17 protein-coding genes are annotated in these 20,443 nt (G+C 67.8%); 7 read left to right on the forward strand and 10 right to left on the reverse strand.

What is annotated here, in order from left to right; translation table 11 throughout:
- Positions 1–78 precede the first annotated feature (78 nt).
- From HWX09_RS28505 to HWX09_RS28520, 4 genes are all read left to right on the forward strand, one after another.
- Positions 79–1,023 carry a GlxA family transcriptional regulator gene (locus HWX09_RS28505; protein ID WP_027781298.1) on the forward strand — a complete coding sequence of 315 codons (945 nt, stop codon included), beginning with the start codon at positions 79–81 and terminating at the stop codon, positions 1,021–1,023.
- 476 nt (positions 1,024–1,499) lie between these two features.
- Positions 1,500–3,212: a M36 family metallopeptidase gene (locus HWX09_RS28510; RefSeq protein ID WP_027781299.1), complete on the forward strand. Its 1,713-nt coding sequence runs from the start codon at positions 1,500–1,502 to the stop codon at positions 3,210–3,212.
- A gap of 79 nt (positions 3,213–3,291) precedes the next feature.
- Entirely contained in the window at positions 3,292–4,545 is a 1,254-nt protein-coding gene (locus tag HWX09_RS28515; protein ID WP_027781300.1) for a M20/M25/M40 family metallo-hydrolase, read from the forward strand.
- Positions 4,546–4,677: 132 nt separating this feature from the next.
- Positions 4,678–5,040: a YbjQ family protein gene (locus HWX09_RS28520; RefSeq protein ID WP_027781301.1), complete on the forward strand. Its 363-nt coding sequence runs from the start codon at positions 4,678–4,680 to the stop codon at positions 5,038–5,040.
- A 48-nt stretch (positions 5,041–5,088) separates the two neighbouring features.
- On the opposite strand, the gene HWX09_RS28525 is transcribed toward HWX09_RS28520, so the two are convergent.
- The 4 genes from HWX09_RS28525 to betC form a co-directional block, all read right to left on the reverse strand.
- The gene (locus HWX09_RS28525; protein WP_027781302.1) at positions 5,089–6,339 is read right to left on the reverse strand and encodes an MFS transporter; all 1,251 of its coding nucleotides are present in this window, start codon (positions 6,337–6,339) and stop codon (positions 5,089–5,091) included.
- Between the two features lie 240 nt (positions 6,340–6,579).
- The gene (locus HWX09_RS28530) at positions 6,580–7,719 is read right to left on the reverse strand and encodes a porin (RefSeq protein WP_027781303.1); all 1,140 of its coding nucleotides are present in this window, start codon (positions 7,717–7,719) and stop codon (positions 6,580–6,582) included.
- Between the two features lie 259 nt (positions 7,720–7,978).
- Positions 7,979–8,947 carry a choline ABC transporter substrate-binding protein gene (gene choX, locus HWX09_RS28535; protein WP_027781304.1) on the reverse strand — a complete coding sequence of 323 codons (969 nt, stop codon included), beginning with the start codon at positions 8,945–8,947 and terminating at the stop codon, positions 7,979–7,981.
- Between the two features lie 45 nt (positions 8,948–8,992).
- Positions 8,993–10,528 (reverse strand): choline-sulfatase, encoded by a 1,536-nt coding sequence (betC, locus tag HWX09_RS28540; RefSeq protein ID WP_027781305.1) that lies wholly within the window; start codon positions 10,526–10,528, stop codon positions 8,993–8,995.
- Positions 10,529–10,768: 240 nt separating this feature from the next.
- Between betC and HWX09_RS28545 the strand changes: the two genes are divergently transcribed.
- Positions 10,769–11,674: a LysR family transcriptional regulator gene (locus HWX09_RS28545; RefSeq protein ID WP_027781306.1), complete on the forward strand. Its 906-nt coding sequence runs from the start codon at positions 10,769–10,771 to the stop codon at positions 11,672–11,674.
- 201 nt (positions 11,675–11,875) lie between these two features.
- A complete protein-coding gene (gene purU, locus HWX09_RS28550; RefSeq protein ID WP_027781307.1) occupies positions 11,876–12,760 on the forward strand; it encodes a formyltetrahydrofolate deformylase in 885 nt (294 codons plus the stop codon).
- Positions 12,761–12,793: 33 nt separating this feature from the next.
- Here the strand turns inward: purU and HWX09_RS28555 are convergent, their stop codons facing one another.
- The 6 genes from HWX09_RS28555 to HWX09_RS28580 form a co-directional block, all read right to left on the reverse strand.
- Positions 12,794–13,507 carry an EamA family transporter gene (locus tag HWX09_RS28555; protein ID WP_175888612.1) on the reverse strand — a complete coding sequence of 238 codons (714 nt, stop codon included), beginning with the start codon at positions 13,505–13,507 and terminating at the stop codon, positions 12,794–12,796.
- A gap of 3 nt (positions 13,508–13,510) precedes the next feature.
- Positions 13,511–14,404: a sugar phosphate isomerase/epimerase family protein gene (locus HWX09_RS28560; protein WP_027781308.1), complete on the reverse strand. Its 894-nt coding sequence runs from the start codon at positions 14,402–14,404 to the stop codon at positions 13,511–13,513.
- Positions 14,401–15,459 (reverse strand): ABC transporter permease, encoded by a 1,059-nt coding sequence (locus HWX09_RS28565; RefSeq protein WP_155257271.1) that lies wholly within the window; start codon positions 15,457–15,459, stop codon positions 14,401–14,403. Before HWX09_RS28565 ends, HWX09_RS28560 begins: the two co-directional genes overlap by 4 nt.
- A gap of 2 nt (positions 15,460–15,461) precedes the next feature.
- On the reverse strand, positions 15,462–16,469 hold the full coding sequence (locus tag HWX09_RS28570) for an ABC transporter permease (protein WP_027781309.1): 1,008 nt from the start codon (positions 16,467–16,469) through the stop codon (positions 15,462–15,464).
- Complete coding sequence (locus HWX09_RS28575) at positions 16,462–18,021, reverse strand: sugar ABC transporter ATP-binding protein (RefSeq protein WP_027781310.1); 1,560 nt, start codon at positions 18,019–18,021, stop codon at positions 16,462–16,464. The genes HWX09_RS28570 and HWX09_RS28575 overlap by 8 nt, the downstream gene beginning before the upstream one ends.
- 92 nt (positions 18,022–18,113) lie before the next feature.
- A complete protein-coding gene (locus tag HWX09_RS28580; RefSeq protein ID WP_080681180.1) occupies positions 18,114–19,106 on the reverse strand; it encodes a substrate-binding domain-containing protein in 993 nt (330 codons plus the stop codon).
- 211 nt (positions 19,107–19,317) lie between these two features.
- Here HWX09_RS28580 and HWX09_RS28585 point away from each other — a divergent pair, with 211 nt between their 5' ends.
- The gene (locus HWX09_RS28585; RefSeq protein ID WP_027781312.1) at positions 19,318–20,391 is read left to right on the forward strand and encodes a LacI family DNA-binding transcriptional regulator; all 1,074 of its coding nucleotides are present in this window, start codon (positions 19,318–19,320) and stop codon (positions 20,389–20,391) included.
- Positions 20,392–20,443 lie beyond the last annotated feature (52 nt).

The following is a 20,443-nucleotide window of genomic DNA, read 5'->3' on the forward strand; positions in this document are numbered from 1 at the left end:
AGTCGGGCACGGCCCGCGCCGGCCCGCTCGACGCGTCGCACGGCATGCGCCGACCACCTGCTTCCACCCCACGCCCCGATGCCCGAGGATTTCCACTTCCTGCTGCTTCCCGGCTTCTCCGCGCTCGGCTTCATGGCCGCCGTCGAGCCGCTGCGCGTCGCGAACCGTTTTCGCACCGAGCTGTATCGCTGGCACGTGATCAGCGCGGACGGCGCACCCGTCGCCGCGAGCAACGGCATTCCGGTCGCCGCCGAAGCCGCGTGCGCGGACGTCCCGCAGGTCGATACGGTGTTCGTCGTCGCGGGCTTCGATCCGCTCGTGTGCTACACGCGCACGCTCGGCGACTGGCTGCGCCGCCAGCACCGGCATGGCGCAACGCTCGGCGGCATCGATACAGGCAGCTTCGTGCTCGCGGAAGCCGGGCTGTTCGGCGCGTCGCAGCCGCTCACGCTGCACTGGGAAGCACTGGCAGCGTTCCGCGAGCGCTATCCCGGCCTGAACGCGACGCATGAGCTGTTCGAGATCGACGACCGGCGCATCACGTGCGCGGGCGGCACCGCGTCGATCGACATGATGCTCGACCTGATCGGCCGCCGGCACGGCGCCGACCTCGCGGCGGCGATCTCCGAGCAGTTCGTCGTGAGCCGCATCCGACAGCGCTCGGACAGCCAGCGGCTCGAGATCGCCGCGCGCTACGGCGTGCACAACCGCAAGCTGATCCAGGTCATCGGCACGATGCAGCGGCACATGGACAACCCGCTCGGCTCCGACGCGCTCGCGCGGGAAGTCTCGATCACGCGGCGCCAGCTCGAACGGCTGTTCAGCGCGACGCTGAACGACACGCCGACGCACTTCTACCTGAACCTGCGCCTCGATCGCGCACGCGAACTGCTGCAGCAGACCGACATGAGCATCACGTCGGTGTGCGTCGCGTGCGGCTTCGAATCGCCATCGCATTTCTCGCGCACCTATCGCGCGCGATTCGGGATGAGCCCGCGCAGCGACCGGCGGCCGACACGCTGATCGTCACGGCTTTGATCACAATCCGGCGCGGTATTGCGCGTTCCGGCAGCGTTTCCCGCCGTTCGATGAACAATGCCGGCGATTGGTCGACGGACCGAAGCGGTCGTCGAAAATAATCTGGAATCTCGCTGAAAATATTCTGTAACATACCTCGCAATTAGATAGGCAGCCTAACGACACGATCGCCGGGCTCGACGAACGTCGGGCCACGCAGGCTGCCAACCGATATCCAATATCGATCCGAGGGGTATGACATGACGATGCTCGATTCGCCGTCGCCGCACCTGCCTGCCGTTCGCTTCTCCTCCGCTTCGCCTGCCCGCTTCTTTTCGACCTGACAGTTAGGGTTCCTTAGTCAGTCGATACTCCCAACACCGCTTCGTCGCACCGGCTCCATCGAACCGGCGCGCGGGCCGTGTCGTGCCTGCTCGCCACGAGCGTGCGGGCGTGTCCAACCGTTGAGATGAGGATCACGTATGCAGACATCACGCAAAGCATTGCCGCTCGCCCTGGGTCTCGCGCTCGGTTTCGGCATCGTCGGCGGCACCCTGGCCGATACGAAAGTGTCGAATCCGCAGGCCGCGAGCCTGCGCGAAAGCCTGACGCGCGGCGTCGCGCCGCCGGCCGCGAAGGCCGACACGGCCGCCGGGCAATTCCGCGCGGACGGCGTCGCCGTCACGCTGTACAACCCGGCCTATCGCGTCAAGAAGGCCGCCGCGACGCCCGCCGCCGCCGCGCGCGACTTCGTCGCGTCGCAAGCGGCGCAGCTCGGGCTCGACGCGGCCGCGCTCGCGAGCCTCGTCGTCACGTCGGAACGCAGCGACGCCGACTTCACCGTCGTGCGCCTGCAGCAGCAGGCCGCCGGACTGCCCGTGTACGGCAGCGACATCGCGGTGACCGTCGCGAAGGACGGCCGCATCCTGTACGTCGCGAGCAACACGATCAACGGCGTGGTCGCGACGACGCGCAAGTCGCAGGCCGTCGACCAGCAGCAGGCGCTCGATCGCGCCCGCGCGTATCTCGGCGCGAGCGGCTTCACGCATCTCGATGCGCAGCTCGTCGCGTTCGTCGACAAGGCCGGCACGCATACCGCGTGGAAGGTACGCGGCCGCCCGCAGGACGGCCCGAAGGGCGACTGGGAACTGCTGATCGACTCGGGCAGCGGCGAAGTGCTGCGCGCCGAGGACAAGGCGTTCTACGCGACCGACGGCACCGGCTTCGTGTTCCGCCCCGATCCGCTGTCGCCGACGAAGAGCAGCTACGGCAGCACCGGCTACAAGGACGGCAACGACGCCGATTCGACGCAGCTCACGGCCGCGCGCGTGCGCGTGACGTTGAAGGATCTCGCGCAGTCGGGCACGCGCTACACGCTGACGGGCCCGTACGCGGCGTGCGTCGACTTCGATGCGCCGCTCGACAAGGCTTGCCCGTCGCAGTCGACGCCCGCGTTCGAGTTCACGCGCGGCAACCTGTATTTCGAGGCCGTGAACGCGTACTACCACATCGACACGTTCCTGCGTTACGTGAACCAGACGCTCGGCATCAAGGCGCTGCCGTACCAGTACACGGGCGGCGTGCAGTACGACCCGCACGGCGAATCGGGCGACGACAACTCGTCGTACTCGTCGAGCAGCGGCCGGCTGACCTTCGGGCAAGGCGGCGTCGACGACGCGGAGGACGCGGACGTCGTGATCCACGAGCTCGGCCACGGTATCCACGACTGGGTCACCAACGGCGGCCTGTCGCAACAGGAAGGCTTGTCGGAAGGCACCGGCGACTATCTCGCCGCCGCGTACAGCCGCGACTTCAACCAGTGGAGCCCCTCGGATGCGCAGTATCACTGGGTCTACAACTGGGACGGTCACAACGAGTTCTGGGGCGGCCGCGTGACCAACTGGAACGTCGGGCGCACCTATGCGCAGGCGCGCGGCGCGGAGATCCACACGGCCGGCCAGTACTGGGCGTCGTGCAACCTCGTCGCGCGCGACGCGATCGGCGCGCAGGCGATGGACAAGGCGTTCCTGAAGGGGCTGTCGATGACCAACAGCTCGACCAACCAGAAGGCCGCCGCGCAGGCCGTGCTGACGGCCGCGTCCGCGCTCGGCTACAGCAGCGCGCAGCTCGCCGCGATCGGCAACGCGTACAACAAGAGCTGCACGTACGGCGTGACCGTCCCGCAGAAGTCGTAATGCCGCAGCAGGCGGGAGCGCGTCGCACGATCTGCGGCGCGCTCCCTTCATCGACATCGCCATCCTCACGAGATCGAACATGCCTACTCTGAAATCGACCCGCCTGAGCGCCGCGCTGGGCGGCATGCTGTTGACCGCCGCCGCGCATTCGACGCCCGTCTGGATCACGCTCGGCGACACCGCGTTCCGCCAGCTTCAACGCATCGATGCGACCGCAACCGCGCAATACAGCACGTCCGTCGACGCCGGCAAGACGGCCGACGGCGCCGCGCGCCGCGAAACCGTTCACGTCGTCGAGATCGACGATTCCCGGCTCGGCGAGCTGGCCCACGCCGTCCACCGCACGCGCGGCCACGGGCCCGGCTACGTCGTGCACGATTCGTTCGACGACGCACGGCAAGCGCTCCAGCCGTTGCCGTCAACGCTCGCGAAACAGGCCGCCGCCGCTGCGTACACGGTGTCGAACGTGCCGCAGATCAGCACGTGGGTCCAGCAACTGCAGGCCAGCAACATCGTCGGCACGATCACGTCGCTGTCCGGCTTCACGAATCGCTACTACACGACGTCGCACGGCGTCGCCGCGTCCGACTGGCTCGCGTTGCAGTGGAAGCAGCTGGCGGCGGCGCGAGCCGACATCACCGTCGAACAGTTCGCGCACACGGGCTTTGCGCAGAAATCCGTGATCCTGACGATCCGCGGCAGCGACCCGGCCGCGGGCACCGTCGTGCTCGGCGGCCACCTCGATTCGACCGTCGGCCGCACGACGGAGAACACGCGCTCGCCCGGCGCCGACGACGATGCATCGGGCATCGCCAGCCTCACCGAAGCGCTGCGCGTGCTGCTAGCGAACAACTACCGGCCGAAACGGACGATCAAGTTCGTCGGGTATGCGGCCGAGGAAGCCGGCCTGCTCGGCTCGAAGGCGATCGCGAAGCAGTTCCGCACACAGAATGCGAACGTGGTCGGCGTGCTGCAGCTCGACATGACGAACTACAAGGGCGATCCGAAGGATATCTACCTGATCACCGACTACACGAACGCGGCGCAGAACACCTACGTGACGAACCTGGCGAAGACCTACCTGCCGGAGTTCGCGATCGGCACGTCGCAGTGCGGGTATGCCTGCTCGGATCACGCATCGTGGAATGCGCAGGGCTATCCGGCGTCGTTCCCGTTCGAGGCCGACCAGAACGACAGCCCGTACATCCACACGGTAAGCGACACGCTGGAAAACTCGGATCGACAAGCGAACCATGCGCTGAAGTTCGGCAAGCTCGCGCTGGCCTATGCGGTCGATCTCGGCGGCATTGCCGGCGCGACGATCAAGCGCTGAGCGTTCCGCGTCGAGCGGCTCGCACGTTCGGCAATGAAACGGGCGTTCACCCGCGTGGGTACGCCCGTTCGAATGCCTTTTCTCGGTCCGGCTAGAATCGTCGTTCGACCACTCGCTACACGCTCCCCCACCATGACCGAACCCACCCGCTCCATCGACGACCTGTCGCCGGCCCGCGTCACGACCGCATTCGACCTCCCCGGCCATACGACCGTCCGCTCGCTGGGCGTCGCGCAGGGCATCGTCGTGCGCTCGCGCTCGATCGTCGGCTCGTTCGGCGCGTCGCTGCAGACGATCTTCGGCGGCAACATCACGCTCTATACGTCGCTGTGCGAGAAGGCACGCCAGCACGCGTTCGACAAGATGCTCGACGATGCCCGCAAGCTCGGCGCGAACGCGGTCGTCGCGATGCGCTACGACTCGACCGAGGTCGGCACGGGCGTGACCGAAGTCATCTGCTACGGCACGGCCGTGCGCGTGACGCCGGCCGCTTGAACACATCGGCATACCGTTGCGGATGAAACGATCGTCGCACGGCCGGCCTCACCGATCGCGTTCGAGCGACTTCATGTGCGTGAGTTGCGGAAACAACCGCATCCACGCAAGCGCGACGGCAATCGTCGCCGCGCCGCCGACGACGATTGCCGTCGGCGCACCCCACCACGCGGCCGTCACGCCGGATTCGAATTCGCCGAGCTGGTTCGACGTGCCGATGAACAGCGAATTGACCGCACTCACGCGCCCGAGCATCTCGTCCGGCGTGCGCAGCTGTACGAGCGACAGCCGCACGACGACGCTGATCACGTCCGATGCGCCGAGCGCGGCCAGCGCCACGAGCGACAACATGAAGTGTCGCGACAACCCGAACACGATCGTCGCGATGCCGAATGCGATCACACCGCCGAACATCGCGCGGCCCGGCCGGCCCTTCAACGGAAAACGCGTGAGCCACAGCGTGCCCGCGAGCGCGCCGACCGCAGGCGCCGCGCGCAATGCGCCGAGCCCCCACGGGCCAACCTGAAGAATGTCGCGCGCGTAGATCGGCAGCAGCGCGGTCGCGCCGCCGAACAGCACGGCGAACAGATCGAGCGACAGCGCACCGAGAATGGCCGGCTCGCGCCGGATGAACGCGATGCCCGAAAACACCGAGCGCAGCGTGACCGGCTCGCGGGCGGGTGGCGCGCTGCGCAGCGGAATCGTGCCGCTCAGCATCGCGGCAGTTGCGAACGCAACGGCGCTCGTGCCGAATGCGACCGGCGCGCCGAGCCCATACAGCAACCCGCCGAACGCGGGCCCGAGAATCTGCGCGGCCTGGTTGGCAGACGTCGACAGCGCGGTCGCGCGCGGCAAATCGGTGCGCGGCACGACGGCCGGCAACAGCGACGACACCGACGGCGACTCGAACGCGCGGGCCGTGCCGACGATTGCCGCGAGTGCATACACGGCCGGCGCGGCCAGCCACCCTTGCACCGCGCCGAGCAGGAACACGCCGGCGGCCAGCGCCTCGACGCTCTGGCAGATCGTCGCGATGCGCCGGCGATCGTAGCGGTCGGCCACCTGCCCGACGACGAGCGTCAGCGCGAACATCGGCACGAACTGCGCGAGGCCGACCAGACCGAGCGCGAATGCGCTGTGCGTGAGCGCATACACGTACCAGCCGATGGCAACCGACAGGATCTGGAAAGCCAGCGACGACATCACGCGCGTGCCCCAGAAACGCTGGAACGGCGCGTGGCGGAACAGGTTGGCGGGTAACGGGGATAAAGGACTGGAATCGGGCACGGGGGTGGTCATCGAGGTCTCGGCGGTTGGCGGTGCGCACCGCAACCGTTCGGGAAAACGACGACGCACGCAGGTGCGCGCGGCAACGGTGCGGACGCGGCCAAACCGCGATGATATGCCAACCGCCGAAAACCGGCCGGCCGCCGGCCGCGAGCGCCGTCGAGCCCGCGCATCGCACAAAAAAAAGCGCGAACCGCGGTTCGCGCCAAAGAGAGACCTCGCTGAAGACGTCACACCACCCCGCCACCCCGCTCAGAACGAATGCCGCATCCCGATCCGCACGTCGGCCTGCGTCTGCGTCGTCGACGGCGTGAAGCTGTAGCCGACCACCGCATCGACGCCCTGCGACGCGCGCAGGTAGTCGCCGGAGATGTACACGTCCGTGCGCTTCGACAGCAGGTAATGCAGGCCCGCCGTGCCCTGGTTCCAGTGATGGCCTTCGAAGCGCGTGTGCTGGTAGCCCGCGATGAAGCTCAGCGCCGGCGTGAACTGGTACAGGCCGCCGCCTTCGTACACCTGCATGTGCGACGACTGGCCGAAGCCCTTGATCGTCGTGTACGAGTAGTTGGCATCGAGCGTCAGCTTGCCGATCGTGTAGCTCGTGCCGATGCCGAACGTGCCCTGGCTGTCGACGTCCATCGGCGTGTTCGCGAACAGGTCGGTGCGCGCGCCGGTTGCCGGATCGACCGTGACGGTCTGCTGGCCGAGGAACGTATGCGTGCCGATCATCGCGTACGGGTCGAACGCGTAGATGCCGTTCGGGTTGTTCAGGCGCGTGTACGCGGCGCCGATCGAGAAGTCGCCCTTCGTGAAGCTCGCGCCCGCGCTCCATGCGCTGTTGCGATGGAAGTTGCCCGCGACGTTGCCGAACGAGTACATCGCGCCGAACTTGAAGCCGCTCATGTCGTTCGACAGGAACTTCACCGAATTCGGCAGACGGTCGCCGTTGAAGCGGTCGAAGTCGCCCTGGTGGATCGCATAGCCGCTGCCCCACGCCGAAATGTTGTAGATCGACACGAGTTCGTTCGTGATGTCGAGCTGGTTGCCGAACGACAGCGTGCCCCAGTCGTTCTGCAGGCCCACATACGCCTGCCGGCCGAATTCCGCGCCGCCGAAGCCGAGTTGCCCGTTGCCGAGATGGAAGCCGCTCTCGAGCACGAACACGGCCTTCAGGCCGCCGCCCAGGTCTTCGGTGCCCTTGAGGCCGAAGCGGTTTCCGTAGGCGACGCCGTCGTCGAACTTGACCACGTGCGAACCGCCCGTGTTGTTCACGTACGTGATGCCGGCGTCGAGAATCCCGTACAGCGTCACGCTGCTCTGCGCGTGCCCGATGGCGGGAATACAGGCCGCGCATGCAAGCGCGGCGGCTACGGCGACTTTCTTTTGCTTCATTGTCGACCACCCTCCCTGAACCGTTCGATGGAAAGAACCGTGGCCTGGCGCGTGCCGCGATACGCCGGCTGATTCGAATTCGGTACGTCTACTGGCTGCGGTATTTCGTTTTCCGCAATAACGCAGCCATTGGCGAAAAATACAAACCCATATTTCGCGTCACCCGTCTGTAGGCGACACTAAATGGTCACGATGCGACGGGTCGGGAAAACACGTAGACGGGCGGCGCGGTAAAAACCGGCCGCCCGGAGGGAGGAAATCAGCGACCGTCGAGGGCCGCGCGCACGGCCGGCAGGCCCGGCGCGCCGGCCGCCGTCGTCACGCCGTCGAGCCAGCCGGCGACCAGCGCGGGCTCGGCCTTCAGCGCATGCTGCGCCGCGAGCGCGGGCGATGTCTTGTGGTCGAGCATGTCGGCGATCATCCGGTTCTCGACGTCGACGGAGAACGTCATCTGCCGGAACAGCCGCGCGAGGTTCGTGCACTGGCCGGCGAACCCGGCACGCGTGACCGTGTTGACCGTCGCACCGCCATAGTTCGGGCCGAAATACGCATCGCCGCCCGACAGATACGTCAGATGGAACTTCGTGTTCATCAGATGCGGCTCCCACGCGAGAAACACGATCCAGCGCTTGTCGCGCACCGCCCGCTCGACCTGCGTGAGCATGCCCGTCTCGCTCGACTCGACCAGCGACCAGTTCGCGGACCCCAGCGCGTGGTCGGACAGCATCCGCTTGATGTTCTGGTTCGCGGGCGCGCCAGGCTCGATGCCGTAGATCTTGCCGCCGAAACGATCCGCGTAGCGCGCGAGATCGGCGAACGTATGCACGCCGGCGGCGGCCACGTAGTCGGGCACCGCGAGCGTGAACTTCGCGCCGCTCAGGTTCGCGTGCAGCACGTCGATCGATTTCTCGTCGACGAACGGCTTCACGAGCGGCGCCTGCGCGGGCATCCAGTTGCCGAGGAACACGTCGACCTGCCCTTTCTTCAGCCCCTGGTACGTGATCGGCACCGACAGGTTCGCCACGTCCTGCCGGTAGCCGAGCGCCTTCAGCACGACGCCCGCCATCGCGTTCGTCGCATCGATGTCGGTCCAGCCGGGCGCCGCCATCTTGACGTCGCCGCACGTCTGCGGATCGGCGGCATACGCAGGCTGCGTCGCCACCACGCACGCGGCGGCGGCGAGCGCCGGGCCGATCCTTCGGATTGCTGCATTGCATTGCCGTTTCATGGTTCGCTTCCTCCGTCGTTCTTCAATGATCGCGATGCGGTGCGTTCAGCGCCCGACGCGCGGAAAACGTGCCATCGCCTCGAGCGTATCGAGTTCGATGTGATTGCGCATGTAGCGCTGGCTCGCGTCGGTGAACGGCTGCCAGTCCCACGCCTGAATGCGGCCCTGCGTCGTCGCCGCGTAATGGAAACGCCGGCGCCGCTGGCTCGCGCGCACCTGCCGGTCCAGTTCGGGCAGGTCCCAGCGCTGCGCGGCCTCCGCACGGAACGCGGCGAGCACGTCGGCGGCTTCAGGCTGCCCGGCGAGGTTCGTCAGTTCGCGCGGGTCGTCCGACAGGTTGTAAAGCTGGTCGGGATCGGCCGGGCAATGCACGTATTTCCAGTCGCCGCGGCGGATCATCACGACCGGCGCGAGCGCGCCTTCCGCGAGGTATTCGCCGAGCGCGACATCGTGCGCGGGCGTGCCGTTCAGGTGCGCCACGAGGCTCGCGCCGTCGACCGGGTCCGGCCACCCGCCGGCGGGCGCGGCGCCGGTCAGCTCGACGAGCGTCGGCAGCAGGTCGAGGTGCGACACGGGCCCGCGCACGCGCGCGGCGTCGAAGCGGCCCGGCGCGTGGACGATCAGCGGCACGCGGCAGCCGCCTTCGAAGAACGTCATCTTGTACCAGAGCCCGCGTTCGCCAAGCATGTCGCCGTGGTCAGACGTGACGATCACGATCGTGTCGTCGGCGAACCCGCATTGCTCGAGCGCGGCCAGCACGCTGCCGAACTGCGTGTCCACGTAGGACGTCGCGCCATAATACGCGCGGCGTGCGGCACGGATCTGCGCGTCGGTCGGCGGCGTGCGGTCGTTCTCGCAGACGAAACGCAGCCGCTGCGAATGCGGATCGCTTTCGGCCGCATCGAGCCGCACGGCCGGCATGTCGATCTCGTCATCGTCGTAGCGATCCCAGTATTCGCGCGTGATCGCATACGGGTCGTGCGGATGGGTCAGCGACACGACCATGCAGAACGGCCGCGCATCGTGGCCGGCCGCGCGCTCGCGCGCGACGTCGTACAGCTTCTGCTTCGCGGCGAACGTCACTTCGTCGTCGAAGTCGAGCTGGTTCGTGCGCACGCACGGACCGGCGTCGAGCACCGAGCTCATGTTGTGATACCAGCTCGGCCGCTCGGTCGGCTGGTCCCAGTCCGGCACCCAGCCGAAATCGGCCGGATAGATGTCGGTCGTGAGGCGTTCCTCGAAGCCGTGCAACTGGTCGGGCCCGCAGAAATGCATCTTGCCGGACAGCATCGTCCGGTAGCCGCCCGCGCGCAGGTAGTGCGCGAACGTCAGCGTTTGCGCCGGCAATTCGGCGGCGTTATCGTAGGCGCCGATCCCCGACGGCAGCTTGCCGGTCAGCAGCGAGAAACGCGACGGTGCGCACAGCGGGCTCGCGCAGTACGCGGCGTCGAACACCACGCCTTCGGCGGCGAGCCGGTCGAGCGTCGGCGTGCGGGCGACGCGGTTGCCGTAGGCCGGCAGCGCGAACGGCGTGAGCTGGTCGGCCATCAGGATCAGGATGTTGGGTGTCGGATTCGTCATCGGCGGTCGTGGGGAAAGCGGTGTTCGAATGGAACGGCTCGCCGCTCGGGCAGCGAGGCGTCCGGCATGACGGAGGCGGTCCGCAGAAATTGCCGCGCGCTGGGGCCGCGCTGGCTAGAATCGCGGAGTATGTTGCGCGGCTGCACGTGAAGCGCATGTGCCATACCGTCCGCTGCACTATCGCCCGCCCGAATTCGCGCGGGTAGGCGTCCGGTCCTTATGGGGCCATTAGAGGGACTTATGTCGAAACCCGAACCGTTACCGTCGATGCAGGCGCTGCGCGCGTTCGAATCGGCCGCCCGGCTCGCGAGCTTCACGGCCGCCGCGCGCGAGCTCGGCTCGACGCAGCCGGCCGTGAGCCAGCAGGTGTACCAGCTCGAAGCCGAACTCGGCGTGCCGCTGTTCGAACGCAGCCCGCGCGGCGTCACGCTGACGGCCGACGGCCAGTGCCTGTACGAAGCCGTGCGGGTAAGCCTCGACACGCTGCGCGGCGCGACCGCGACGCTGCGCGCGCGCCGCGAGCACGGCGCACTCACGATCGTCACCGATTTCGGTTTCGCGACCTACTGGCTGATGCCGCGCCTGGCCGGGCTGAAGCACGTGATGCCGGACGTCGACGTGCGCGTCGTCACGTCACAGGATTACGACGCGCAGCGCGACCACGGCGACATCGCGATCCTGTTCGGCGACGGCCACTGGCCGTCGTGCACGGCCGCGCGGCTGTTCCCGGAATCCGTCACGCCCGTCTGCTCGCCCGCGTTCCGCGACGCGCATCCGGGCGTCGCGCGCCCCGACCACCTGCTCGCGCTGCCGCTGCTGCACGTGCAGCCGACGCGCCCCGAGCGCTGGCTGTCGTGGTCGGGCTGGTTCGACGCGCACGGGCTCGAACCGCCGCCCGCCGCCCGCGGCGTGACCTTCAACAGCTATGCGCTGGTGATCCATGCGGCGCTGCTCGGCGAAGGCGTCGCGCTCGGCTGGTCGCCGCTCGTCGACGAGCTCGTCGCGTCCGGCCAGCTCGTGAAACTGGTCGATGCACCCGTCGTCACGTCGCGCGGCTACTTCCTGGTGCGGCCGCCGCAGCGGCCCGAGCCGGACGCGACGCACGTATTCCGGCGCTGGCTGCTCGACGCGTGCGCGGGGGCCTGACGCAACGCGCCCGCCCGCGCCGGCCGCAGCCCTGCCCCAGCCCCGCCCCGGTCCGGTCCGCTGGCGCGCCGATACCAGCCACACGGCGCGTTGGTTCTATCCGCGCCGAAATCGGCCTGATTTACTTGAGCTTCCCGCCACCCGCGCGGCGCTGTCGTGCGCCGCCGCGCGGCCGTGCGCCCCTGCCATCCGAGGAGTCTCATGACCGCCGAGCACCGCCCCGATCAATTCGTCCTGACACTGTCGTGCCCGAGCGCGGCCGGTCAGGTCGCCGCCGTCGTCGGCTTTCTCGATCGCCATCGCTGCTACGTCGATGCGCTGAACGTGTTCGACGACGATCTCAGCAACCGCTTCTTCGTGCGCTGCGTCTTTCATCCGACGGATGAAACGCTGCAGATCGACGCGCTGCGCCAGGAATTCGCGCCGATCGCGGCCGGACTCGGCGGCCACGAGGGCGACATCCAATGGGCGATCCACGACGTCAACGCGCGGCCGAAGGTGCTGATCATGGTGTCGAAGCTCGAACACTGCCTCGCGGATCTGCTGTTCCGCTGGCGGATGGGCGAGCTGAAGATGGACATCGTCGGCATCGTGTCGAACCACCCCGACTTCGAGCCGCTCGCCGCGCAGCACGGGCTGCCGTTCCGGCACTTCCCGATCACGGCCGACACCAAGGCGCAGCAGGAAGCGCAATGGCTCGACTTCTTCGAATCGAGCGGCGCCGAACTCGTGATCCTCGCACGCTACATGCAGGTGCTGTCGCAGGAGACGAGCGCGAAGCTCGCGAACCGCGCGATCAACATCCATCACTCGTTCCTGCCCGGCTTCAAGGGCGCGAAGCCGTATCACCAGGCACATGCGCGCGGCGTGAAGCTGATCGGCGCGACCGCGCACTTCGTGACCGACGATCTCGACGAAGGCCCGATCATCGAGCAGGTCGTCGAGCGCGTCGATCATGCGCTACGGCCCGAGCAATTGCTCGCGGTGGGGCGTGATGTCGAAAGCCTCACGCTCGCGCGTGCGGTGAAGGCGTTCATCGAGCGGCGGGTGTTCTTGAACGGGGATCGGACGGTGGTGTTTCCGTAAGCGCGTTGCGTCCGCGAACGCCGTCGTCCTCCATCACGCGGACGCCGACGGCACGCGCGCAAGCGTCGCACCGATGCGTCGTGCCCGACGCCGCAAGTACAGATTGTTGAGGATCAGCGCCACGCCCGTCAGCGCGGCGCCAGCTATCTGCGCGCGATTGGGCACCACGCCCGTGATCGCGGACACGACGAACGCGGTGATCGGCACGATGTCCATGAACAGCACGCCGTTCATCGGCCCCAGGTTGCGGTTGCCGGTCATCCACAACAGGATCGCGCCGAAGCCGGCCACCGGCCCCATGTAAGCGAGATGCGGCAGCACCGCGTGCACGGTGGCCCATGACGGCGCCGCGACCCGCTGCGTCGCGACCAGTACCACGTTCACCGTGAGGATCGTGGTCAGCCCCAGCCACGTCGTGAACGTCGTGTATTTCAGTGCCGACCAGCCGGTGAAACGCGCTGCACCGAACGTATAGACGACCCAGCACAACGCGCCGACGACGATCAACGCGTTGGCCGCGTAGTGCTGCGGTTCGTGCAGCGCGGCAATCACGTCGCCGCGCGTGATGACGAGCGCCACGCCGGTAAAGGAAAGCACGACGAACAGCACCGACACCGGTGCGGGTGCGACGCGCCGCACCAGGGCGCGCCATCGCGCGGTCAACCGCTGGACGAGCATCGCGCCCGGCGCACCGGCGATCGCGACCACGCGCCGCGCGGTCGATCCGTTGCGCGCCCATGGCCGCATCGCTCACGGCAGCCGGCTCCGTTCAGCCTGCTTCAGCGCCTCGCGCGCAGACTTGAGCTGCACGCGCGTAAAGGCGAGCGCGTGCGCCGCGAGGTCGTGACTGTCTTCCCACAGGTTGCGCCAGATCGCCAGAATGCCTTCGAGCGGCTGACCGACGACGCGCGACGAGAAACTCTCGAACGTGATCGGCCCCGTATAACCGCTGAACACCAGCGCACGAAACACCGCTGTGAAATCGACGTTGCCCGATCCCAGATACCCGCGATGCGAATCGCCGATGTGCACGTAACCGAGCTGCTCGCCGGTGTCGCGAATCGCCGACGTCACGTCCGACTCCTCGATATGCATGTGATACGTGTCGAGATGCACCTTCACGTTCGGCCGGCCGATGCGCCGGCACAGCTCGACACCCTGAGACGCGGTGTTGAGCACATTCGACTCGTAGCGGTTCACGACTTCAAGCCCGAGCGTGATGCCGCTTTGCGCGGCCGTGTCCGCCACCTGCGCGAGGATGTCGGCGGACATCGCGACACCGGCGGCCGTCGTCGGCGTGAAATTCTTCTGGAACGCCGAATACAGGATCCCGCATACGTGGGTCGCGCCGCAGTCGCGTGCGACACGCAGCGCGGCCTCGAGTTTTTGCTTGCCGCGCGCGGCCTTCCGCGCATCGCCGCTTGAAATGTCGGATTCCGCATCGAGCCCGAGCGAGAACGTGATGCCAAGGCCATACCGTTCGAGTTCGCGCCGCGTGAACGCTGCGTCGATCGAATCCGGATCGAGTGCGGGCACCTCGATGAAATCGAAGCCCGTCTCGGCCGTATTCGCGATCGCGCGCGCGCATGCGTCGCGGCTCCAGCCGGCCTCCCAGACCAGCGCATGTACGCCAAGCTTGTTCATTTCGTCTCCTTCCGTTGAGAGGGTTCGAGGCCGCCGAGCGCCGGCGTCGCGATTCGATTGCGATTGCGCGGCCGCGACGCATGCCGGGCCCATGCCCAGCGCACCAGCATCACCGCGAGCAGGAACGCACCCCACAGCGCGGTCGCCAGGTGCTGGCTCGCACCCAGCAGGTTGAGGCCCGATGCGATCACCTGCAGGATCACGAGCGCGATCACGACCGGCGCGACGCGACCGAAGCCGCCGAACGGATCGACGCGCCCGAGAAAGCAGGCGAGCACCGAGATCAGCAGGAACGCCTCGCCGTGGCCGACACGCACCGAGTTGAAGCGCGACAGCATCACGACGCCGGCCACGCCGCACATCAGCCCCGACAGCATGTAGATGCGCGTGATCGCCCGCGTGGTCGAGATGCCCGAGTAGCGCGTCGCTTCCGCATTCGAGCCGATCATCCGCGTGACGAAGCCGAGCCGCGAATACGTCATCACGACGTGCCACAGCAGCGCACAACCCGCGAAGATCCACAGCGGCGCCGGCACGCCGAGCCACAGCCCGTTGCCCATCGCGCGGACCGCCGGCGGAAACCCGGAAATGTCGCCGCCCCGCGTGAGGAATTCGCCGAGACCGCGCAGGAAGATCATCGCCGACAGCGACACGAGGATCGGGCTCGCGCCCGTATGTGCGATCACCGCGCCGATCAGCCAGCCGGCCGCCGCGCCCGTCGCGAGCGCCGCCGCGATGCCGAGCGCGACCGCCGCGAAGCCGGCCTCCGGGCCGCCGTGCGACTGGATCACCCACGCCATCGCGAGCCCCGCGATGTTCGCGGTAAACGTGACGGCGAGATTGAAGCCGCCGGACACGAGCGGCATCAGCATCGCCAGCGTGAACAGGCCGAGCTCGGGCAGCTGGAATGCGATCGACGCGAACGTGCCGCCCGTCAGGAAGCGATCGGACGCGACGCTCATCGCCGCGACGACACACGCGAGAAAACCCAGCAGGCCGGCGACGTCGGCCGGAACGGACAGCGACGGAAAGCGCCGGGATTCGGCGTGTTTCATGGTCATGTCCTCGCGCGTGGCGACAGGAAGCGCGAGCCGACCAGCCGCGCGACGCCGTCGCTCGACACGGTGATCGCGACCAGGATGACCGCACCGACGATCATCTTGAAAGCGTACGGCGACACGCCGAGCAGATTGAGCCCGTTCGCGGTGATCGACACGAGCAGGATGCCGAGGATCGCGCCGAGCACCGTGCCACGCCCGCCGCCGAGCCGCGCGCCGCCGAGCACGACGGCCGCGAGCACGTCCAGTTCGCGGCCGTACAGCGCGTTCGGCACGACTTCCTGCACGTAATGCGCCTGCATCAGGCCCGCGATGCCCGCCATCATCCCGAGCCAGCCGTATGCGACGTAATGCATCGTCGCGAGATCGATACCGACGCGCCGCGCGGCTTCCGGGTTGTCGCCGGTCGCATAGAGCTGGCGGCCGAGCGTCGTGCGCCGCAGCAGGAACCACGTCGCGACGACGGCCGCGGCCATCACCGCGACCGGCAGCGCAAGCGATGCGACGCCGCCCGGCGTATCGGCCTGCAAGAGCGTGACGCGGTTCGTCCACCAGTCGGGCAAGTCGTAGATCGATACGCCGCCCGTCACGAACATCAGCCCGCCGAAGAAGATGTTGAAGGTCGCGATCGTCGCGACGATCGACACGACGCGAAACCGGTAGATGATCGTCGCGTTCACCGCACCGAGCAGGATGCCGAAGCCGGCCGATACCGCGAAGCCGAGCACCCAGTTTCCGCCGCCGAGCCGCATCAGCGTGAGCGCCGCGAGGTACTGCACCACCGACGCACCGACCGCGAACGAAATGTCGATGCCGCCTGCGATCAGCACGATCAGCAGCCCCACCGCGAAGATGATGTTGACCGCACTCTGGTTGAGCAGGTCGAACAGGTTGGACAGCGTCAGGAAGGTCGGCGTCGCGATGCCGAGGCCGATCGCCATCGCGACGATCACCGCGAGCAGCCACGCTTCTGTCGAGCCGATGCCGAATGTGCGGAGGTTACGCATGGACGTCTCGCTCGATGTGATCGATCGGCGTGCCATCCGGCACGTACTCGGCGACGATACGGCCGTCGCGCATGTGCAGGATGCGGTCCGCATTGAAGTACACCTCGGGAATCTCGTCGGAAATCAGTACGATGGCCATGCCTTGCGCCGCGAGCCGGTGAATGATCGCGAAGATGCCGGCGCGTGCCCCCACGTCGACACCGACCGTCGGCGAATCGAGGATCAGCAGCTTCGGCTTCGTCGCGAGCCATTTCGCGAGCACGATGCGCTGCTGGTTGCCGCCCGACAGCGTCGACACCGCGTCGTCGGGGCTGCCGATCTTCACCGCGAGCCGCGCGACCCAGTCGCGGATCAACGCATCGCGCCGCCGCGGCGAAATCAGCCGGGCCGCACCGAGCAGATCGTCGAGCACCGCGATCGCTGTGTTGTCGCCGATCGATTGCGGCTGCACGAGGCCCAGTTGCAGGCGGTCTTCCGACACGTACGCGATGCCCGCGCGAATCGCGTCCCGATTGGAGCGCAGCGACAGCGGCAGACCATCGAGCGCGATCGTGCCGGCGTCCGGTCGCGTCATCCCGAACAGCGACAGCGCAAGCTCGGTGCGCCCCGCGCCGAGACGCCCCGTCAGGCCGAGAATCTCGCCGCGCCGCACCTGGAACGACACGGCCGCGTACTCGCCGCGCCGCGACAGGCCGTCGACGCGCAGCATCGTGGTCGCGGCCGACAGGTCGGTCGTGCGCACCGCGTAATCGAAGGTGCGCCCCGTCATCAGCTCGGTGAGCCGCGTCTGCGTCATTCCGCTCGTCGGAAACGTGCCGACATGACGACCGTCGCGCAGCACCGTCACGCGCGCGCACACGTCGAGCACTTCCGCGAGCCGATGGCTGACGAACACCACCGCGATGCCGTCGGCCGACAGGCGGCGCACGATCGCGAGCAGTGCCTGCGTCTCGGCATGGCTGAGGGACGCGGTCGGCTCGTCCATGAACACGAGACGTGCCCGGGCGACGAGCGCACGCGCGATCGCGACGACCTGCCGCTGCGCGATCGTGAGCGTACGCACCGGCCTGCCGAGATCGAGCTCGACGCCGAGCCGCGCGAGAATTTGCCGCGCGGCGACCTTCATCCGCCCGTAGTCGACCAGCCGTGGACGCCCGCCGAGATTCTGCTCGAACGCGATGTTCTCGGCGACCGTCATCTCGGGGAACAGCGCAAGGTCCTGCCAGATCACCTGGATGCCGAGCGCGCGCGCCCGCGCCGGATCGAGATCGCCGGCCGGCTTGCCGTCGAAGCGCATCACCGCGCCGGACTCCGGGCGATGGACGCCGCTCACGATCTTGATCAACGTGCTCTTGCCGCACCCGTTCTCGCCGGCCAGGCACAGTACTTCGCCCGGCATCACGTCGAACCGCACCTGTTGCAGCGCGTGCACGCCACCGAACGTCTTCGATACATTGTCGAGTTCGAGCAACGGCGCATCGGCCGCGAACGCGGCCGGCGGCGGGCTCGCCCGGCCGGACGCCGCGGATTCACGGGAATGGGCAGACATCATCGCTACGCTCCGGTGCGACCTGCTATGAAACGACGGGAAAGGCGAACGACTTCATCGCACGGCGCGGTGCACCGCGCCCGCGTGCATGCCGCTCACAGCCCCTGCTTCGCGAGATCGTCGACGGTTTTCGCGTTCAGCTCGACGAGCTGGTTCACGATCAGGTTGTGGCCTTCCGGATGCACGACGCCGAGCCCCGGAATCGTCATGCCGTCCTTGATCGGCTGCCCCTTCGCGAGCATCGTGCCGAGCGTGACGAACACCTCGCCGGCCTGCTCGGGGTTCCACATGTAGCCGCCGTTCAGCACGCCGTCGTGCACGAGCCGGCGGCCCTGCCCCGGCGAGAACGGCCCGAGCACCACGACCTTGCCCTTCGCCTGCTTCTCGGCGACCGCGCGCGCGGCGCCGATCGGCCCCTGGCTGCCGAACGCCAGGATCGCCTTCAGGTTCGGATGCGCGCGCATCAGATCGAGCGCGGTCTTGCGCGACGCGTCCACGTCTTCGGCCACGCCGTAGCGATCGCCGACGAGCTTCATGTCCGGAAAGTTGGCCTTCAGATACGCGATCGCGGCATCGGCCCACGCGTTATGCAGCGGCACCGTCAGCGAGCCGACGAACACCGCGTATTCGCCCTTGCCGCCCACCGCCGCGGCGAGGTTCTTCGCGTACGCCTCGCCGAAACCCTTCGCGGACGCCAGTTCGAAATTCCAGTCGGTGTTCTTCTGCTTCGGCGATTCGTGCGTGATCACCTTGATACCGGCGGCCCGCGCGCGCTGCAGCACCGGCTCGAGCACCTCGGCATCGTTCGGCACCACGCCGATCACATCGACCTTCTGCGCGATCAGGTCCTCGATCGCACGCACTTGCAGCGCCGGGTCCGCGCTGGTCGGCCCAACCATGAACGCCTTCACGCCGAGTTGCTCGGCGCGCTTCCTGATGCCCGCGTCCATCGCGTTGAACCATGGAATGCCGCCGATCTTCACGACGATCCCGATCACGGGCTTGTCCGGCGATGCCGACGCGATGCCCGTCGCGAGCGCGAACGCAGCCACGCCCGCGCATACCTTGCGCAAGAAATTCACCGACATGTCTCCTCCATCCGAAGGCGACCGTCGCCGGGCTTCCGGGCCCGGCATGGCGGTCAGTTGCTAAATCCATTCAGCAAACCGGTTCATGTATGCTGAATCCATTTAGCTGCGACGGAAAGCATGGGAAAACCCTGATAGGGCATCGCGCCCCGAAACGCATACCGTCGGCATCATCGGCACAAGAACGCACACGAGGGGAGCGACGACGCAGATGGCCCGCACGACTACCGGACGCAAGTCCACGATCTACGACATCGCGAAAGCAACCGGCTCGTCCACGTCCACGGTCAGCATGGTGCTGAACGGCAACTGGGCGCGCTACCGGATCAGCGAGGAAACGGCCACGCGCATTCTCGACAGCGCCAAGGCGCTCGGCTACAACGTGAACCTCAGCGCGCGCGGCCTGCGCCTGTCGCGCTCGGGGCTGGCGGGCATGGTCATTCCGCACTACCGCAATCGCTTCTTCGCGGGGCTCGCCGAAACCTTCGAGGACGAGGCGCGCCGGCGCGGCCTGTGCCCGATCGTCGTCGGCACGCAGCGCGACCCGGACGTCGAGCTGAACGTCGCGCAGACGCTGCTCGCGCAGCGTGTCGAACTGCTGTTCATTGCCGGCGTGCGCGACCCGGCACCGCTCGATGCGCTGTGCGACGCGGCCGGCATCCCGTCGATCAACGTCGACCTGCCGGGCGCCGGTGCGCCGTCGGTCGTGTCGGACAACCGCGCGGGCGCGCGGGCGCTGACCGACGTGCTGATCGACAAGATGCTCGCGCGCGGCAATGCACCCGACGAACTGATCCTGCTCGGCGGCATCGCCGGCGAATACGCGACCGAGATGCGGATCGCCGGCTTTCGCGACGCGTTCGCCGCGCGTGGCCTGCCGCCGCCGCCGGACGACGCGATCGAGCGCTGCGGCTACGCGCCCGCAGCCGCGCGCGAAGCGCTTGCGCGCCGCTACGACACGCTCGGCCGGTTGCCGGCCGGCATGCTGACGAACTCGATCACGTCGTTCGAAGGGCTGGTGCGTTTCGCGTCGGAGCTGCCGTGGGACATCTGGCACCGCACGGCCGTCGGCTGCTTCGACTGGGACCCGTTCGCCGCGCGCCTGCCGTTCGACGTCACGATGCTGCGGCAGGACGTGCAGCGGCTGATCGCGGAAGCGTTCGCGCTGCTCGATGCGAGCGACGCCGGAGACGCCACGCCGCATCCGGTCGTGATGGTGCCGACACGCTTCATGCGAACCCTCGACGACGACATGCGCGCCAGCGATGCAGAGCCGGCCGGCTGAGCGCGCGGACGCGAAATGAAGAAAGCCCGGCCGGTCCTGCGACCGGTCGGGC

The organism is Burkholderia sp. BCC1208, from assembly GCF_902833095.1.
Taxonomy (GTDB): Bacteria; Pseudomonadota; Gammaproteobacteria; order Burkholderiales; family Burkholderiaceae; genus Burkholderia.

Excerpts from the sequence above, each read along its gene's own strand:
- betC (WP_027781305.1), bottom strand. The coding sequence starts at position 10,528 with ATGACGAATCCGACACCCAACATCCTGATCCTGATGGCCGACCAGCTC.
- HWX09_RS28515 (WP_027781300.1), top strand. The coding sequence starts at position 3,292 with ATGCCTACTCTGAAATCGACCCGCCTGAGCGCCGCGCTGGGCGGCATG.
- purU (WP_027781307.1), top strand. The coding sequence starts at position 11,876 with ATGACCGCCGAGCACCGCCCCGATCAATTCGTCCTGACACTGTCGTGC.
- HWX09_RS28575 (WP_027781310.1), bottom strand. The coding sequence starts at position 18,021 with ATGATGTCTGCCCATTCCCGTGAATCCGCGGCGTCCGGCCGGGCGAGC.
- HWX09_RS28570 (WP_027781309.1), bottom strand. The coding sequence starts at position 16,469 with ATGCGTAACCTCCGCACATTCGGCATCGGCTCGACAGAAGCGTGGCTG.
- HWX09_RS28560 (WP_027781308.1), bottom strand. The coding sequence starts at position 14,404 with ATGAACAAGCTTGGCGTACATGCGCTGGTCTGGGAGGCCGGCTGGAGC.
- HWX09_RS28555 (WP_175888612.1), bottom strand. The coding sequence starts at position 13,507 with ATGCGGCCATGGGCGCGCAACGGATCGACCGCGCGGCGCGTGGTCGCG.
- HWX09_RS28520 (WP_027781301.1), top strand. The coding sequence starts at position 4,678 with ATGACCGAACCCACCCGCTCCATCGACGACCTGTCGCCGGCCCGCGTC.
- HWX09_RS28505 (WP_027781298.1), top strand. The coding sequence starts at position 79 with ATGCCCGAGGATTTCCACTTCCTGCTGCTTCCCGGCTTCTCCGCGCTC.
- HWX09_RS28545 (WP_027781306.1), top strand. The coding sequence starts at position 10,769 with ATGTCGAAACCCGAACCGTTACCGTCGATGCAGGCGCTGCGCGCGTTC.
- choX (WP_027781304.1), bottom strand. The coding sequence starts at position 8,947 with ATGAAACGGCAATGCAATGCAGCAATCCGAAGGATCGGCCCGGCGCTC.
- HWX09_RS28530 (WP_027781303.1), bottom strand. The coding sequence starts at position 7,719 with ATGAAGCAAAAGAAAGTCGCCGTAGCCGCCGCGCTTGCATGCGCGGCC.
- HWX09_RS28525 (WP_027781302.1), bottom strand. The coding sequence starts at position 6,339 with ATGACCACCCCCGTGCCCGATTCCAGTCCTTTATCCCCGTTACCCGCC.
- HWX09_RS28585 (WP_027781312.1), top strand. The coding sequence starts at position 19,318 with ATGGCCCGCACGACTACCGGACGCAAGTCCACGATCTACGACATCGCG.
- HWX09_RS28565 (WP_155257271.1), bottom strand. The coding sequence starts at position 15,459 with ATGAAACACGCCGAATCCCGGCGCTTTCCGTCGCTGTCCGTTCCGGCC.
- HWX09_RS28580 (WP_080681180.1), bottom strand. The coding sequence starts at position 19,106 with ATGTCGGTGAATTTCTTGCGCAAGGTATGCGCGGGCGTGGCTGCGTTC.
- HWX09_RS28510 (WP_027781299.1), top strand. The coding sequence starts at position 1,500 with ATGCAGACATCACGCAAAGCATTGCCGCTCGCCCTGGGTCTCGCGCTC.